This window comes from Dyadobacter bucti, from assembly GCF_005869225.1.
Classification (GTDB): domain Bacteria; phylum Bacteroidota; class Bacteroidia; order Cytophagales; family Spirosomataceae; genus Dyadobacter; species Dyadobacter bucti.
In genome coordinates this window covers 806,412-822,762 of sequence record NZ_SWFP01000003.1, presented here as the reverse complement: position 1 = coordinate 822,762, position 16,351 = coordinate 806,412, and the positions used below count along the sequence as shown (strand labels likewise).

The 16,351-nt window shown below is 44.5% G+C and carries 13 protein-coding genes and 6 tRNA genes; 9 read left to right on the top strand and 10 right to left on the bottom strand.

What is annotated here, in order from left to right; genetic code table 11:
- Window positions 1-32 precede the first annotated feature (32 nt).
- The 6 genes from FBF61_RS13495 to FBF61_RS34605 all read right to left on the bottom strand — a co-directional run bounded on the left by FBF61_RS13495 (window position 33) and on the right by FBF61_RS34605 (window position 734).
- Window positions 33-106, bottom strand: a tRNA-Asp gene (locus tag FBF61_RS13495).
- A 26-nt stretch (window positions 107-132) separates the two neighbouring features.
- Window positions 133-238, bottom strand: a tRNA-OTHER gene (locus FBF61_RS34620).
- A 26-nt stretch (window positions 239-264) separates the two neighbouring features.
- Window positions 265-370: transfer RNA gene (locus FBF61_RS34615), tRNA-OTHER, on the bottom strand.
- A 26-nt stretch (window positions 371-396) separates the two neighbouring features.
- Window positions 397-473 (bottom strand) — tRNA-Asp (locus FBF61_RS13490).
- A gap of 26 nt (window positions 474-499) precedes the next feature.
- Window positions 500-604, bottom strand: a tRNA-OTHER gene (locus FBF61_RS34610).
- 25 nt (window positions 605-629) lie between these two features.
- A tRNA-OTHER gene (locus tag FBF61_RS34605) sits at window positions 630-734 on the bottom strand.
- 158 nt (window positions 735-892) lie between these two features.
- Between FBF61_RS34605 and FBF61_RS13485 the strand changes: the two genes are divergently transcribed.
- From FBF61_RS13485 to radC, 4 genes are all read left to right on the top strand, one after another.
- Entirely contained in the window at window positions 893-1,993 is a 1,101-nt protein-coding gene (locus FBF61_RS13485; protein ID WP_138477887.1) for a Nif3-like dinuclear metal center hexameric protein, read from the top strand.
- Between the two features lie 101 nt (window positions 1,994-2,094).
- A complete protein-coding gene (locus FBF61_RS13480) occupies window positions 2,095-2,841 on the top strand; it encodes a zinc ribbon domain-containing protein (RefSeq protein ID WP_138477885.1) in 747 nt (248 codons plus the stop codon).
- Window positions 2,842-2,902: 61 nt separating this feature from the next.
- Window positions 2,903-4,435 (top strand): tetratricopeptide repeat protein, encoded by a 1,533-nt coding sequence (locus FBF61_RS13475; protein WP_138477883.1) that lies wholly within the window; start codon window positions 2,903-2,905, stop codon window positions 4,433-4,435.
- A gap of 75 nt (window positions 4,436-4,510) precedes the next feature.
- A complete protein-coding gene (gene radC, locus FBF61_RS13470; RefSeq protein ID WP_138477881.1) occupies window positions 4,511-5,215 on the top strand; it encodes a RadC family protein in 705 nt (234 codons plus the stop codon).
- Between the two features lies 1 nt (window position 5,216).
- Here radC and FBF61_RS13465 read toward each other — a convergent pair whose 3' ends face one another.
- The 4 genes from FBF61_RS13465 to FBF61_RS13450 form a co-directional block, all read right to left on the bottom strand.
- Entirely contained in the window at window positions 5,217-6,005 is a 789-nt protein-coding gene (locus tag FBF61_RS13465; protein ID WP_229215033.1) for a PdaC/RsiV family protein, read from the bottom strand.
- 62 nt (window positions 6,006-6,067) lie between these two features.
- Entirely contained in the window at window positions 6,068-6,802 is a 735-nt protein-coding gene (locus FBF61_RS13460) for a LytR/AlgR family response regulator transcription factor (protein ID WP_138477877.1), read from the bottom strand.
- A gap of 96 nt (window positions 6,803-6,898) precedes the next feature.
- Complete coding sequence (locus FBF61_RS13455) at window positions 6,899-7,966, bottom strand: sensor histidine kinase (RefSeq protein ID WP_138477875.1); 1,068 nt, start codon at window positions 7,964-7,966, stop codon at window positions 6,899-6,901.
- A gap of 108 nt (window positions 7,967-8,074) precedes the next feature.
- A complete protein-coding gene (locus tag FBF61_RS13450; RefSeq protein WP_138477873.1) occupies window positions 8,075-8,719 on the bottom strand; it encodes a histidine phosphatase family protein in 645 nt (214 codons plus the stop codon).
- A gap of 85 nt (window positions 8,720-8,804) precedes the next feature.
- Here FBF61_RS13450 and FBF61_RS13445 point away from each other — a divergent pair, with 85 nt between their 5' ends.
- The 5 genes from FBF61_RS13445 (at window position 8,805) to FBF61_RS13425 (ending at window position 16,284) form a co-directional block, all read left to right on the top strand.
- A complete protein-coding gene (locus FBF61_RS13445) occupies window positions 8,805-9,230 on the top strand; it encodes a hotdog fold thioesterase (protein ID WP_138477871.1) in 426 nt (141 codons plus the stop codon).
- Window positions 9,231-9,282: 52 nt separating this feature from the next.
- On the top strand, window positions 9,283-10,530 hold the full coding sequence (locus FBF61_RS13440; protein WP_138477869.1) for a chorismate-binding protein: 1,248 nt from the start codon (window positions 9,283-9,285) through the stop codon (window positions 10,528-10,530).
- 138 nt (window positions 10,531-10,668) lie between these two features.
- On the top strand, window positions 10,669-11,772 hold the full coding sequence (locus tag FBF61_RS13435) for an efflux RND transporter periplasmic adaptor subunit (RefSeq protein WP_138477867.1): 1,104 nt from the start codon (window positions 10,669-10,671) through the stop codon (window positions 11,770-11,772).
- A gap of 34 nt (window positions 11,773-11,806) precedes the next feature.
- Window positions 11,807-14,896 (top strand): efflux RND transporter permease subunit, encoded by a 3,090-nt coding sequence (locus tag FBF61_RS13430; protein ID WP_138477865.1) that lies wholly within the window; start codon window positions 11,807-11,809, stop codon window positions 14,894-14,896.
- A 62-nt stretch (window positions 14,897-14,958) separates the two neighbouring features.
- Entirely contained in the window at window positions 14,959-16,284 is a 1,326-nt protein-coding gene (locus FBF61_RS13425) for a TolC family protein (RefSeq protein ID WP_138477863.1), read from the top strand.
- Window positions 16,285-16,351: the final 67 nt, after the last annotated feature.

The window sequence follows — 16,351 nt, the reverse complement described above, 5'->3', positions numbered from 1 at the left end:
CCAAAAAAGCCCAGATTTCTCTGAGCTTTTTGCGGTCTGGACGGGACTCGAACCCGCGACCCCATGCGTGACAGGCATGTATTCTAACCAACTGAACTACCAAACCAAAAAATAAAGAACTTTCAAAAAAACTGGCGGTCTGGAAGGGACTCGAACCGGGCTGCGTAAGTCCGCGACCCCATGCGTGACACTCAACGTGAGCCGGGCATGTATTCTAACCAACTGAACTACCAATACCAAAAAATAAAGAACTTTCAAAAAAACTGGCGGTTTGGACGGGACTCGAACCGGGCTGCGTAAGTCCGCGACCCCATGCGTGACACTCAACGTGAGCCGGGCATGTATTCTAACCAACTGAACTACCAATACCAAAAAATAAAGAACTTTCAAAAAAACTGGCGGTCTGGACGGGACTCGAACCCGCGACCCCATGCGTGACAGGCATGTATTCTAACCAACTGAACTACCAAACCAGAACATTACAAAACTTTCAAAAAACTGGCGGTCTGGACGGGACTCGAACCGGGCTGCGTAAGTCCGCGACCCCATGCGTGACACTCAACGTGAGCCGGGCATGTATTCTAACCAACTAAACTACCAAACCAGAACATTACAAAACTTTCAAAAACTGGCGGTCTGGACGGGACTCGAACCGGGCTGCGTAACTCCGCGACCCCATGCGTGACACTCAACGTGAGCCGGGCATGTATTCTAACCAACTGAACTACCAAACCAGTTTATTTCACAGCGTATTTCTGTAAAACGTGGTGCAAAACTAGTATTATTATTTTCCATTGCAACACTTCTGACACCAATTTAATTATTTTATTTACAAAATAAAAACCGAGTTGTGAGGAATATTCTGAAAATGAAACAGTTGTAGTTAGACAATATGATACAAATTAAAGACATCATCCGCGAGCTGGAATTACTTGCTCCTCCCTCCTACCAGGAAAGTTATGACAACGCCGGGTTGCTCGTCGGCTCGCATGAAACGAGCGTCACAGGAGCTCTATTAAGCCTGGACGTGACGGAGGAGATCGTTGAAGAAGCTATTCAAAAAAACTGTAATCTCATCGTCGCGCATCATCCGATCGTCTTCAAAGGGCTCAAAAAACTGAATGGCAAAAACTATGTGGAGCGAACGGTTATCAAAGCCATCAAAAATGATATCGCGATTTATGCAATCCATACCAATCTTGACCATGTGGCGACCGGCGTGAACTGGGAAATTGCTAACAGGCTCGGATTGAAAAACATCAAAGTACTTGCTCCAAAAAAACAATTACTTATGAAGCTTACCTTTTTCGCGCCTACAGAAAGTACACAGGCAATTCTTGACATACTGTTTGCAGCCGGAGCAGGGAAAATTGGAAAATATGAAAACTGCAGTTTCAGGACTGAGGGGACAGGCACCTTTCTGCCCGGCGAATCCGCTAATCCTACGATAGGGCAAGACGGCCGACTCGAAGAAGTTCATGAGCACCGGTGCGAAGTGATGTTTCCGTCCCATCTCACAAATGATATCGTGACCGCCCTTTTAAAAAGTCATCCGTATGAAGAAGTAGCCTACTATCTAACAGCCTTGGAAAACGAGAACCAGGAGGTGGGCGCAGGAGCGGTCGGCGAACTTTCCGAAGCGCTGCCGGTAGAGAAGTTTCTTGAATTATTGAAAGTCAGTATGAATGTCACGCTGGTCAAATACACCGAATCTGCAAACAAAATGATCAGACGTATTGCCGTCTGCGGCGGTGCAGGAAGCTTTCTATTACCCGATGCAATCAGGAACAAAGCGGACGCGTTTGTTACCGCGGACTATAAATACCATGAGTTTTTTGACGCAGAAAATAAAATCATGATTTGTGATATCGGTCACTACGAAAGTGAAGTGTTCACTAAAAATTTACTGCATAACTATTTATCGGGAAAATTTCCTAATTTTGCACTCTGTTTGTCAGATGTCAATACCAATCCGGTCCGATATTTTGTTTAGAAAGTGATTTCATCAACTTATTTGTCTGATTACCTGTTAGAAAACTAGAACTGACTATCTTCACCATATTACGCATTGAAACAAGTCCATAAAAGACATACATGGAAAACACAATCGCACAAAAATTAGACGCTCTCCTGAAACTCCAGGAAATTGATTCAAGCCTGGACGAAATTTTGAAAACGCGTGGGGACCTTCCTGAGGAAGTCCGGGATTTGGAGGATGAAATTATTGGTTTCGAAACACGTTTAGGAAAGTTTAAAAGTGAAATTGCCAATCTGAATACTGAAATTGACAATTTCAAGAATGCTCAGAAAGACGGTGAAAAGTTGATCAAAAAATACAAAGATCAGCAAATGAATGTTCGCAATAACCGCGAATATGATGCCATCACCAAAGAAATCGAATTGCAGGAACTGGATATGCAATTGGCTGACAAGAAGATCAACGAAGCCCGTGCGCGTATCCGTTTGATAGAAGAAGATGCAAATCGTGCTGAATCTACCCTGAACGAAAGAAATGAAGATCTGAAAGCAAAAAAAGGGGAACTTTCGGTGATTACCAGCGAAAGCGAATCCGAAGAAAAAGCGCTGATCGAAGAAAGAGAAAAACACATCAAGAAAATTGAAGACCGCCTGTTGAAATCGTACCAGAAAATACGTGACAACTCGATGAACGGTCTCGCTGTTGTTCATGTTTCCCGCGGTGCTTGTGGAGGATGTTTCAGCATTGTTCCGCCTCAACGTCAGGCAGATATACGTGAAAGAAAAAAACTGATCGTTTGTGAACATTGCGGACGTATCCTGGCAGATGTAGAAAGCGTAGAGCCAGTTCATCAACGCCGATAGTTTTTTGAAATAGGATATATAAAGGTTGTCTGCGCAAGGCAACCTTTTTTTGTGTTTGATAATGAAATGCATAAAATTAAAATGCTACCAACTCAGGACCAATGTTGCTATTTGGGCAATATTGATAGCAGGATGTATTTTTCCTTCTCCGGCGCTATCCGTTACATACAATATTTCATTTACTCCAAAACTGCAGAAAGCCTATTTTGAAATACAAAAACTAAGGTTGCAACCCGCCGCCAAGCTGATCAATGAAGAGCGGGCTTCGCAATCAGACAATGCGCTTATCCCCTATCTGGACAACTACGCGGACCTGCATTACCTTTTGATTTCAGAGGACCGAAAAGCTTATCAATCACTTTCAGCAAAAGAAGACCTGCGACTCTCACAGATTGCGAAACTTCCCGATACTTCACCCTACAAGCGCTTTTTACAGGCCGAAATACGCATGCACTGGGCTTTTGCCAAATTAAAATTCGGCAATGAAATAAGTGGTTCCTGGGAAATCATAAAAGCTTATCGCCTGCTGGAAGAAAACAGAAAAAAATTCCCTGACTTTCTTCCAACTTTTAAATCACTCGGTTTATTACATGTATTAATCGGCTCGGTACCTGACAATTACACCTGGGTGACCAAAATTCTCGGCCTGAGAGGAAATATTAAACTCGGAATTCAGGAACTGAATACGGTAATAGAAAAAGAACCATTTTTCAGGCAGGAATCCGAGTTGATCGACCTGTTACTCCACGCCTACACCCTGCAGTTATCACCAACACAGCTTTCCAAAATTCGCCAGTGGCCGAAAGAGCAGCCCGACAACCTTCTCCTGCACTTTTTTGCCACGACCATATTGATGAAAGAAGGAAAAAGTGAAGAGGCCAGTTATTATCTCGCAGAAGCTCCACACGGCAGTGCTTACATTCAATTCCCGTTTCTCGAATATTTACGAGGGGAAATCCTGTTGCAAAAGGGTGAGTACGAAAGTGCTTTCGGACATTATATTAACTTTCAGAAAAAGTATAACGGCTTTAACTACATCAAGGACAGCAACTTGAAGTTATTTATGTGCCGCTGGCTTGATAACAAGAATAATGATGCCGCGCCATTTTTGAAAAAAATCAGTGAAACGGGATATACGATTATTGAAGGCGACCAGTTTGCCAAAAAGTTTGCCGAAGACTTTACAGCCGGGAAAGTTCCCGCTCAACAAAAAGTGCTTTATAAAGCCCGGTACGCTACTGACGGGGGTTATCTTAGCGAGGCAACCGATTTTATTGAAAGCGTTTCAGAAAAGACATTCACGTCCGTGTCTGAAAAAGCCGAATTCAATTACCGGAAAGGCAGGATCTTCCAAAAATCAGGGCAAGCTACCTTGTCCGTTCCATATTATGAACGCGCTATTTCTTTGACGCAAAATACTTCGTCCGGCTTTGGAGCGTCGTCTGCTCTGCAGCTTGGCTACATTTTTTCTGATAAGAATGATAGGGAGAAAGCTGTAATGTATTTTAGAAAAGCCATGTCCTACAAAAAGCATGAATACAAAAACAGCATCGATAACAAAGCGCGCGCTGCACTGACTGCTTTGGAACAATAAATAAATTTTCGAAAAGAAGGTTACTATTTTGATTTGCTACGTCTAAGAAAAGTACTTCTTTTAAAACGTATCAATATGCCTGAACATAGTTACCACATTTCCCGCAGAATCCTAAGCTGGTCAGAAGAAGACAGGCCACGCGAAAAGCTGGAAAACAAGGGTCGGACAGCTCTTTCCGATGCAGAGCTCATCGCGATATTGATCGGCTCAGGCACATTGGATCTCTCGGCAGTAGATGTCGCCAAAGGTATTATGAGCAGCGTGGGTAATAATATTAATGAACTGGCAAAACTGAATATTTCAGATCTGACAAAAAACCGCGGCATAGGGAAGGCGAAGGCTATTACCATCATCGCAGCCCTTGAACTTGGCCGTCGCAGAACCGATATCTCTCCAACCCGAAAACGAAAGATAACCCGTTCTCTGGATGTTTACGAGGAAATGAAGGCTTACCTGTTGGATAAGCCCCACGAAGAATTCTGGATTTTACTTTTGAACCGAGCCAATGATGTAATGCGGACGCTGCTCATCAGCGTCGGTGGCGTATCGGGCACGGCTGCGGACATCAAGATGATCTTTAAACTGGCTGTGGAGCATCTGGCCAGTGCCATAATACTCGTTCATAATCACCCGTCCGGTCAGCTCATACCCAGCCATGCAGACAAACAACTTACACGGCAAATAAAAGAAGCTGGATTACTGCTCGACCTTCCTGTTCTGGACCATGTTATTTTTACGGACGATGGTTACTACAGTTTCAGAGATTCAGGTAACATTTAGCTTAGAATACATCATTCATATCTATTATGCCTTTCAATTCCTGATAAGGTATAGTGAATTCGATCGGACCACGGGCATAAGCAGCAATTTCGTAAGGATTGTAGAAGAACAGAACTCCCTGGCGGGTAAATATATAATTCGCAGGGAGGAAAAATTTATGGTCGGCAAGGAAATAACCCACCTCTTCTAAATTAACATCAGGAGTAAGGTTTTCTAGTTTTCGAAAGGCGGCTTCGACTATTTTAAGCAACGCTACGGAATCCGAAACGTACGCCTTCATGTCTTTTTCTTCACCTGTTTTTCCATCAAATACATGAAATGAGAGAAAACTGTTGGGATGTGCGCCACCCGTAAATGAATAATGGTCGAGCTTGTACGCGATAATTTTTGATGAAACCATTACCGTATCACCTTCAAGGGCTACCTCCCAACATCCCGGCGCATCAGGGAAATCCTTTTTGAAATCAAGATAATTCTTCTGGAAAACCTCAAAAGAAGCTTTGGCATCATGGTAAGCCTGCGGGTTAGCAGCAATGCTCGCAGAATCAGCATAGGAATTAATCCTTTCTACAACTTTACCGGCGAGCAGAGTTCTAATGGATTTTGCAGATTTACCCGAATCGGAAGGCTCCCAGATTTTCATCCGGATAGATACGCCCTGGTTCCGGACTGTATCACAATTGCCCAATGTGGTCTGTTTAAACCCTCCGGCAACAATACCGCTTTCCTGGATCTGACCTTCCTTTTTTGAAGAATTATCACAACCCAAAAGGACCGTAAAACCAATCATCAAAATACAAATTCCTGCAACCCGCATAAGCAATGTTTACTTCGGTACCAATGATCAATTTATTAAAGGCTCATCAATTCTTTGAAACGAATTGCCTGCCTGCGGGAGATTTCTATCTTATCGCCGCCTTGCAAAGTAACCAGTAAACCTCCGCTAAACCAAGGTTCAATTTTCTCAATCCAGTGCAGATTAATGATATGTTTACGGTTCGCGCGAAAATAGGTATTCGGATCAAGACGCTCTTCCAGATTATTCAATGATTTCAAAACCAGTGGCTTCTGATCATCAAAATGCAAACGAACGTAATTTCCCATAGACTCGAACAAACGAATCTTTCCGAGTTTTACAAACCAGCATTTTTCTCCGTCTTTTACGAAAACCTGATCATTTTCTCCCAGCACCTTTTCCGCTCTTTCCTGCGTAGCGGGAGTTGATTCAGGTTGTGCCTGATTTTCTTCAATACGGTGGATCGTATCTTTTAAACGCTCTGTATCAATAGGCTTCAGCAGATAATCCAGGGCATTGAACTCAAAAGCTTTGATCGCATATTCATCGTAAGCTGTTGTAAAAATCACTTCCGGGCTTTTTCCCTCAATGGCGGAAAGTAACTCAAATCCATTTTTACCAGGCATTTGAATGTCCAGGAAAAGCAGGTCGGGTTGCAATTGTTCGATCAACACCAATGCTTCTTCGGCATTGGCAGCCTCACCAACTATTTCTATTTTGGTGTAAGGATCCAGTAAACGTTTCAATTCGTTTCTGGCCAGGCGCTCATCATCTACAATCAGGGTTCTCATGGCTGTTAAATTAGGCTGGCAGACTTCTGCGAAGTTTTGTCTGGCAGGCAGGTTTATGATTAATTTAAAAGAATTCAGTGAATAGCAAATTGAAAATCAATCACTTCGTCCGGTTTCCTCCCCTACCATCATTACACCCTCAGACAACATCGGAATCTTTACTTCTGAACACACAACATTCTCTTTCACCTGATAAATCCGAAAAGAAGCACCTTTCCCATATAAAATAGAAAGCCTTTCGGCAGTATTCTTCAATCCTACCCCGCCGGATTCTGTGCTTCCAAGATTACCGGAATTAAGAATATTGATCACCAGAAGTTCATTCTCAATCTCCGATTTTACTTCTATAAAACCGCCGCCCATCTCTTTTGAAACCCCATGTTTGATGCCGTTTTCAACCAGCGTCTGTAACATCATTGGCGGAACCTGCCAATAGATCGCTTGCGGATTCGTAATAATAGTATATCTCAGCCGATCTTCATAGCGCACCTTTTCAAGTTCCAGATAGTCTGCAACTGTTCTTAGTTCTTCCTGTAAATCAACCGTTTTTCGTCTATCGGCCAAAAGTGAATTTCTGAGGATGTTGGAAAGCTGCGTAATGCTGAGCTGTGCTTTGGCGGGATCTTCGTAAACCAGCGCACGGATACTGTTTAATGCATTAAAGGTAAAATGCGGGTTTAACTGGGAACGTAAAACCTTAGCCTCTGCCTCACGCATTGACATTTTCAGCATGATTTTCTCGTACCCTGCAAGACGAGTCTGTTCAATATAATGATAAACCGTGTAAGACAATATCCATGCAAGAAGGTTTTTACACCAATTGGCATAATATCCCCAGAAAACAAGCGGCTGGTTGATCAGGTTCTGTTCCAGTACTTCGCGGTCGACCGGCTGATTAACCATGGCCATGATAAAGCCCAAAAGCAGGACAGAGCTGATCACCCTTACGGCCAGCCTAGGAAGGGGCAGCGACGACCAGTTCCATCTGCGGATTACGAGCCGGTAAACGTGGGTGAGGCATATTGCCAAAAGAATATTGGCAAGAGCTGAATAAAACACTCTTAGATCAAACCCGAATTCGAGGGTGTAAGGAACAAACTCGAACATAATGAGCAAGGTCCAGCCCAGGATTTGCAAAGTCCAATAAATTCGCTTTTTGGACATGAAATTTTCTGTTGCGCTGAGATACTACGACAAGTCACAAATGTACAGATGTGCCTACAGCCTTTGGTCATAAATACACCAAAGGAAACGAATCTACACAAACGGCTTCTACAACGTCTGAGGTATTTCGAGAGAAAGTAAGTGGGTTATGTCGTTGGAAACTTCGAGTTCAAATTTTCCTGAATCGTAGGAGTAATTGATCTTGTAAAGACACAAATTACTGTGTTCGTAATCATCCATCATCACCAGAGGCTGGTCAAAGATTGTCGTCAGCAGCACGCGCATCGCGCGCCCATGCATGGCAACCAGGATATTTCTCTCGTGAGGACGGGAAATAATAGTCTCAATCACCGGGATCTGGCGCTCCCGGACCTGTACCGGACTTTCACCTTCTTCGGCAGCAAGCTCCACCTGACCGTTCTTCCAGGCTGTAACCAAAGCCCTGTAGTAGTTGTTATCCCCGGTGTTAGGCTCTCTGCCTTCACGTGCTCCCCAGGAGATCTCGTTCAGCCCTGAGTAACTTTCGTGCGGTATCCCCTGTCTGATGAACCCGCGGACTGTTTGATGTGTTCGCTTTAAATCTGAGGTATAGATTTTATCAAAAGGAACATGTTGGTAGGCGTTAAAAAAAGCGGAAGCCTGAGCTTCACCCCATTCATTAAGCAAGGAATCGACACCACTTCCCTGAACAACTCCCCTGCGATTAAAATCCGTTTCACCGTGGCGAATGAGGTATATAGACTTTCTTTTCAAAATAATTGTATTATTTAAATATTAATTTTGCAAATACCTTGTTTCCAACCAATAAAGCCGTTACAAATTTATATATTTTTTAGATATGTTCACTAAATCGGCATCACTGGATGCATTACATTCTTTAAGTCAACATACGATCTCCCACCATCTTGGGATCGAATTCACAGAAGTAGGGACAGACTTTGTGACTGCACGCATGCCGGTCGACAGCCGTACCCACCAGCCATTTGGCATTTTGCATGGCGGTGCATCGGTCGTACTGGCTGAGACATTGGGAAGTATCGCTTCGTTTCTTTGTCTTAAAGATCCTGAAAAACAACACGCTGTGGGCCTGGAAATTAATGCCAACCATCTGCGACCGGTAAAAGAAGGTTATGTTTACGGAACCGTAAAGCCGATCCATGTGGGACGTTCAACACACATATGGGATATCCGGATCACGAATGAAGAAAACAAACTGGTTTGCATCAGCAGATTGACGGTGGCTATTGTAGATGCAAACCGTTAACTTTATTTTGCGCGAAATAACCTGACTTTTAGTTATAATCAAATTACAATAAATGTTTTCAGTTCAAACAGATTCCAGGCTTTCTATATTCGAAGGGTTACAGGTTGAAAAGCTGTGGAACGCATCAAAGAGGCTCGGATTCCCTTCTGCTTTGTGGAGACTGCCGCATAAGAATGAAATCAAGTTGCTCATATCCGTGCAGCAGGGCATACAAAAATGCCAGCCCGACCTCGAAAAACTCACACCAGGCTTTGTTATGAGTACTTTTCACTGGGAAAATAATGAAGATATCCTTTTTTTGGAGGGCGACATTATCATAACCTATTCTGAAAACGACCAAATTAGAAACATCGAGAACAAGCTTGGCGAAGAACATACGGAAGTAAAAAAACTGGTTAGTCTGGCCGGAGAAATTGCTATTGCTGAACAAAACGAAACAGCGGAAAACTCAATTCTAGCAACCTGCCCGCCCGATCCTGATTCCCGGGCCCGTTTTGAACGGACCGTAGAGCTCGCAATCGCTGCGATCAGGCAAAAACAATTCAAGAAAGTTGTTCTTTCACGCACTAAAACCTTCGGTTATTCCGAAGATTTCCAGCCTGCAAAAGCATTCTCCAAACTTGTAAAAATATACCCGCATGCCTTCGTCTCCCTTGTTAACCTGCCCGAGCAAAATGAACTCTGGCTGGGCGCCAGTCCCGAAGTGCTTGTGCAGCAAACTGCAGAGGGGATTTTTAAGACTATGTCGCTTGCAGGTACTCAGACTGCCCGCAATACGGCAGGAGAACTGATCCCAAAGTATGATATCCGTTGGGGAGAAAAAGAAATTGAGGAACAGGCCCTTGTGAGCAGGTATATCGTAGAATGTTTCAAAAAAATAAGGCTCAGGGAATATCTGGAAACCGGACCGAAGGCGACGCTGGCGGGAAATCTCTACCACCTGAGAACTGATTTCGAAGTGGACACCGTGCCACTGAACTTTCCTGAACTTGCCTCGGTCATGTTGAAACTTCTGCACCCAACCTCGGCGGTATGCGGCGTCCCCAAGGTACCAAGCCTAAGGTTTTTGTCGGATATTGAAGGTTATGACAGGTCATTTTACAGTGGATTTTTGGGGCCTGCACAAGTTTCAGGTGAAACCAATCTTTTCGTAAACCTTCGGACCGTAAGATTCAAGGACGGTAAAGCGACATTTTTTGCGGGAGCAGGGATCACCGAAGATTCCATTCCGGAGCGGGAATGGGAAGAAACTGAGCTAAAATGCGACACACTTTTGAATGTGATTGCGACAGAATTCTAAAAAAAATTATTTTTTATTTTTAAACCTTTACAGAATAAAAATATCTAATCGGTTTAAGAATAATATATAATTTTGAGGAATCACACCAAAGGAGCATTTATGCTCAGCCCTAACCTACAAGCTCTGGAATTTATCAGTATGAATCCAATCATTAGAAAGTCTGCGCTTACAGACATCCTTAGATGTAAAAAATCCTTCTCTTCTCTTTTCATTACGGGTACGCTCTTCATAGCATTAGGCTGCGGTGAAAAAAAAAATACTTTTCAGCAAAAACCAGGCGGAAATACAACGATCGTTGATGTCATCATTGCCAAATCCGAAAAGGTAAATGATAAAGTAGAAGTAAACGGCACAATTGTTGCAAACGAGTTTGCAGAACTACGTCCGGAAGTAAGTGGTTTGCTGACGTTCCTGGATGTTCCCGAAGGTACTACTGTTAAAAAAGGAACGGTCATCGCCAGGATCAACAGTGCGGATCTGACAGCCCAACTTAATAAATCAAAGATTCTCCTGGAACTGGCTGAGACAACTGAAAAAAGGCTGAACCAGCTGGTAAACATCAATGGTATAAACCAGGCAGATTATGATCTTGCCGCTAATCAGGTTAATTCATTGAAAGCAGATATGGCTTACACACAAACCCTGATAGACAAGACAGTTGTCCGCGCCCCTTTCACGGGTGTGATCGGTCTGCGGAAAGTCAGTGCGGGTGCTTTTGTAACACCCTCGAGCATAATTGCCACCATGCAGCAGCTCTCCGATCTCAGGGTAGATTTTACAGTTCCTGAAGTTTATCAGAAGTATGTGTCAAAGGGCGGAAATGTTGAAGTGCTTCTGGACCAGAGTTCAGGCCAGAAACAAACCGCACGGATTATCGCCATCGAACCGCAGGTTAACCAGACTACCCGAAATATCACTGTAAGAGCCGTGCTGAATTCCGGATCAACCAGTCCCGGATCATTTGCAAAAGTCTACCTGGATGCCAGTACTGAGAAAAACAGTATCATGATCCCGACCAATAGTATTATTCCCGAGGCACAAAGTAAAAAGGCGGTAACTGTAAAAGGTGGAAAGGCGGTTTTTGTTACCGTGGAAACCGGGGACCGAAAAGAAGATTTTGTTGAAGTTACAAAAGGCCTGAGTATAGGAGATTCCGTAGTAGTTTCAGGCGTGTTGTTTGCCCGTCCGGGTGCTCCGGTTAAAGTGCGAAGCGTGAGAAGCTTAAAAGTTGCAAGTAATTAGCGGTAACTAAAGACATTCCTTTGAAATCCATCCTATGAACATTTCGGAACTATCACTAAAACGACCGGTACTGGCGGTCGTCATGAACCTGCTGATTATCCTGTTCGGAATCGTAGGTTACAACTTTTTGTCTCTCCGTGATTATCCGGCTATCGACCCTCCTATTGTCAACGTGCGAACCAGTTACACAGGTGCTAATGCGGATATCATTGAAAGCCAGATCACTGAGCCGCTGGAGAAAAGCATCAACGGTATTCCAGGTATTAAGAGTATCAGCTCTTCAAGCCAGATCGGGAGCAGTAATATTACGGTTGAATTTAACCTGGAATCAGATCTGGAAGGTGCCGCAAATGATGTACGGGATAAAGTAAGCCAGGCGCAGCGTAACCTTCCGCAAGATGTTGACGCCCCTCCGGTAGTAAGTAAAGCCGACGCAAACAGTGATTTTATCCTGCTTCTTGCGGTACAAAGCCCCTCAAAAGGTTTATTGGAGCTGAGCGAATATGCCGAGAATGTTCTGCAGCAAAGCCTGCAGACTATCGATGGTGTAAGTGCCATCAATATATTCGGACAGAAACGATATGCGATGCGTATCTGGCTTGATCCCGATAAAATGAGCGCTTATAACATCTCATTTAACGATATCAGCACTACATTAAGCTCTGAAAACGTGGAGCTTCCCGCCGGAAAAATATATGGGAATAATACAGAGCTTACCATCCGTACAATGGGCCGGCTTACCGATGAACAGCAGTTCAATGATCTGGTCATCAGAAATGACAGTTCCGGACTAGTACGCCTCTCCAATGTCGCAAAGGTGGAACTGGGGCCGGAAAACGAAGAACAAAGCTGGAAATACAATGGTATGTATGCCGTCGGGCTGGCCGTGATTCCGCAGCCCGGAGCAAATTATGTACAGATTTCTGATGAATTCAACAAGCGGTTGGCCGAGATCCAGAAGTCAAACAAGTCGGATATTACTTTCAATGTACTGATTGACAACACACGTTTGGTGAGGCAATCGATTGAAGAAGTGGAAGAAACCCTTTTCATCGCTTTTGCGCTGGTAGTGATTGTGATCCTTTTCTTCTTCAGGAATTTCCTGGTGGCAGTCCGTCCGCTGATCGATATCCCTATATCGCTTGTAGCTACATTCTTTGTCATGTACATGTTCGGCTTTTCCATTAACATCCTGACTTTACTCGGGATAGTTCTGGCAACCGGGCTGGTGGTTGATGATGGTATTGTTGTGACAGAAAATATATTCCGGAAGCTGGAAAGCGGCCTGCCGATACGACAGGCTGCCCTGGAAGGAAGCCGGGAGATTTTCTTTGCGGTTATTTCAACATCACTTACCCTGGCCGTCGTATTTCTGCCTGTGATTTTCCTCGAAGGGTTTGTGGGGAGCCTGTTCCGGGAATTCGGGATCGTAGTAGCATCGGCGGTTTTGATCTCAGCATTCGTTTCGCTTACGATTACACCGGTACTCAACGTTTTCCTGAACCGCAAGGATGCTGGCCACGGATGGTTTTACAATAAAACAGAACCATTCTTTACCGGAATGGAAGATGGTTACAATCGTTCGCTTCGCGGCTTTATGAAAGCCCGTTGGTTAGCGTGGGTACTTGTCGTGATATGCGGCGTTGTGATCTGGTTTACATACACCAATCTTCAGAGCGAACTGGCTCCCATGGAAGACCGGAACAGTATCCGGTTCAACCTGTCGGCGCCAGAGGGCACCAGCTTTGACCAGATGCAAAAGGTTTCTGACCAGCTCGGGGATTTCCTGAATGACTCCATTCCTGAAAAATCCTTTACATTCTCGGCCACGCCAGGTTTTGGCGGCGGCGGTGTGAATAGCGCAACGGGCCGGATTGGTCTCGTGCCTGCGGGAGAGCGGATCAAAACCCAGAATGAGATTGCACAGGAAATTAACAAAAAGCTGTCGCGCTTCAACGACGCACGGATTTTTGCAACCCAGGAACAAACCATATCTGTCGGGATCGGATCAAGGGGCTCGTTGCCGGTGCAATTCGTTTTGCAAAATCTTGACTTCGCTAAGCTGACCGAAGTCCTTCCCAAATTTCTTGATGAAGCCCGCCAGGATCCCACTTTCCAGAATGTGGATGTAAACCTGAAATTCAACAAGCCGGAAGTACAGCTTACGATCGATCGTCTGAAAGCAAGGGATCTTGGACTTTCGACGACGGATGTTGCGGCTACAATCCAGTCGGCATTCAGCGGCAGGAGACTTGCCTATTTCATTATGAACGGTCAGCAATACCAGGTAATTGGCCAGGTTGAACGTTCTGAGAGAAGTAAGCCGGCTGATATTGAAAAATTGTATGTCAGAAATAACCGGGGCGAAAATATTCCACTAACCGCCGTTGTACAGATGAAGGAAGAAAGTGGCCCGCCAACAATCTACCACTATAACCGGTATAAAAGTGCGACCATTTCCGCATCTCTGGTTGAAGGGAAAACAATCGGTGATGGTGTAATTGCCATGCGCAGAATTGGTGCAAAACTCCTGGATGAATCTTTCCAGACCTCTGTTACAGGCCCCTCCAGAGACTATGAAGAGAGCTCTTCCAATACCAGTTTCGCATTTGGGCTAGCCCTTTTGCTGGTTTACCTCGTTCTGGCCGGACAGTTTGAAAGTTTTACAGACCCTTTTATTATCATGATTACGGTGCCCCTCGCGCTGGCAGGTGCATTGCTAAGCTTGTACCTTTTTGGATTGACGATCAATATATTCTCTCAGATCGGTATGATCATGCTAATCGGGCTGGTAACCAAAAACGGGATCTTGATTGTGGAATTTGCGAATCAAAAACGGGAACAGGGAATGAGCAGGATGGCCGCCGCGGTGGAGTCAGCCACGCAACGTCTGAGGCCCATTCTGATGACCAGCCTTGCAACCGCATTTGGTGCGTTGCCGATCGCGCTCAGCCTCGGTGCAGCGGCAACAAGCAGGGTTCCGCTGGGTGTTGTAATCGTGGGAGGTTTGATGTTCTCGCTGATATTGACACTGTTCGTTATTCCTGCGGTTTATACTTTTATTTCGCCCAAAAAACACAAGGTGACGGAAGAACAGAAAATGGCGGAGGAGCTGGTAGCATGATGTTACAGACAGTATTTCAAACTCAGAATTTTATTAATCGAAATCAATCATTGTTTTTTTGCATGAATCCGCTCACGATTTTAATTAACAAAAAAAATATTGTACTGTTTATTCTATTATGCAGCAGCCCCGCTTTTTGCCAAAAAGATAGTCTGAAACTTACATTGGACGAGGCGATTGCCACTGCATTGAAAAACAGCTATGAAATTGAAATCGCAAAAAATAATGTTGCCGTAAATACCATTCTGAATAACTATGGGATCGCTGGCGGGCTGCCGATCGTAACCGCACAAGCTACCAACACGGAGCAGTTTACAAGCGTAAGGCAAAACCTGACGGATGGAACGGTGATCAGAAGAAACGGCGCAGCCGGTAACAACACGCAGGCCGGATTAACTGCCGGTATTCTTTTATACAATGGCGACCGCGTGGTAGCCACGAAAAAAAGGCTGGCTGAATTGCAATATCAAAGCTCAGAAATCCTTAATTCCCAGATTCAGAATACAATATCGCTGGTAATGACCAGCTATTACGATGTCGTTCGCCAGCTGAGTTATGTTAATACTGTGAGGACTTCCATTCAGGCCTCAGAAAAACGACTTGAAATCCTTCAAGTCAGAAAAGCAGCGGGGATGGCAAATAACGCGGATATTTTTCAGGCCCAGATTGACTTAAATACTCTAAATCAGACTTTGCTTGACCAGCAAATGGTTGCCGATGTTGCAAAAACTGAATTGCTGAAGATCCTGACCTTGGATCCCAAATCACCCCTGTCAATCCGTGATACGATCATGGTGGACGGAAATTTGCAGCTCGATCCCATTTTGGAGCGGATCGCCATGAATCCGGATGTAAAAGCAGCTGATCATCAGATCAAGATCAATGAACTGATTGTAAAAGAAACGTCTGCATTGCGCTACCCTACCATCCGGCTCAATACCGCATACAATTATTCCCGGAACCAGGCCAGTGCAGGTTTTACATTATTAAATCAGACTGTCGGGCCGAATGCAGGATTGTCTGTTGGGGTTCCGATCTACAACGGCTCTATATTCAAGCGCCAGCAACGCGTGGCTGAAATCAATACAACCAGTGCGAAGCTGCAAAAAGATGTGCTGGTAAGGGATTACAATGCCGGCGTCATCAAAATGTACCAGACCTATGTAAGTTCTTTAAAACAGCTTGAAACGCAAAAAGAAAATTACAACCTCAGCCGCCAGCTTCTGAACCTGACGCTGCAGCGCTTTGAGCTGATACAGGCCACAATCATTGACGTGCGTGAGGCTCAGAGGAGCTTTGAAGATGCCGGCTACCGGATGATTAACCTAAATTATGCTGCGAAAGCCGCTGAAATAGAGCTGAAAAGATTGAGCAGCACGCTGCAATAATACATTTTAAGAATATCCCAGCGCGCGTCCGGTTTCATTGCCGGACGCTTTTTTTGTCATACATATC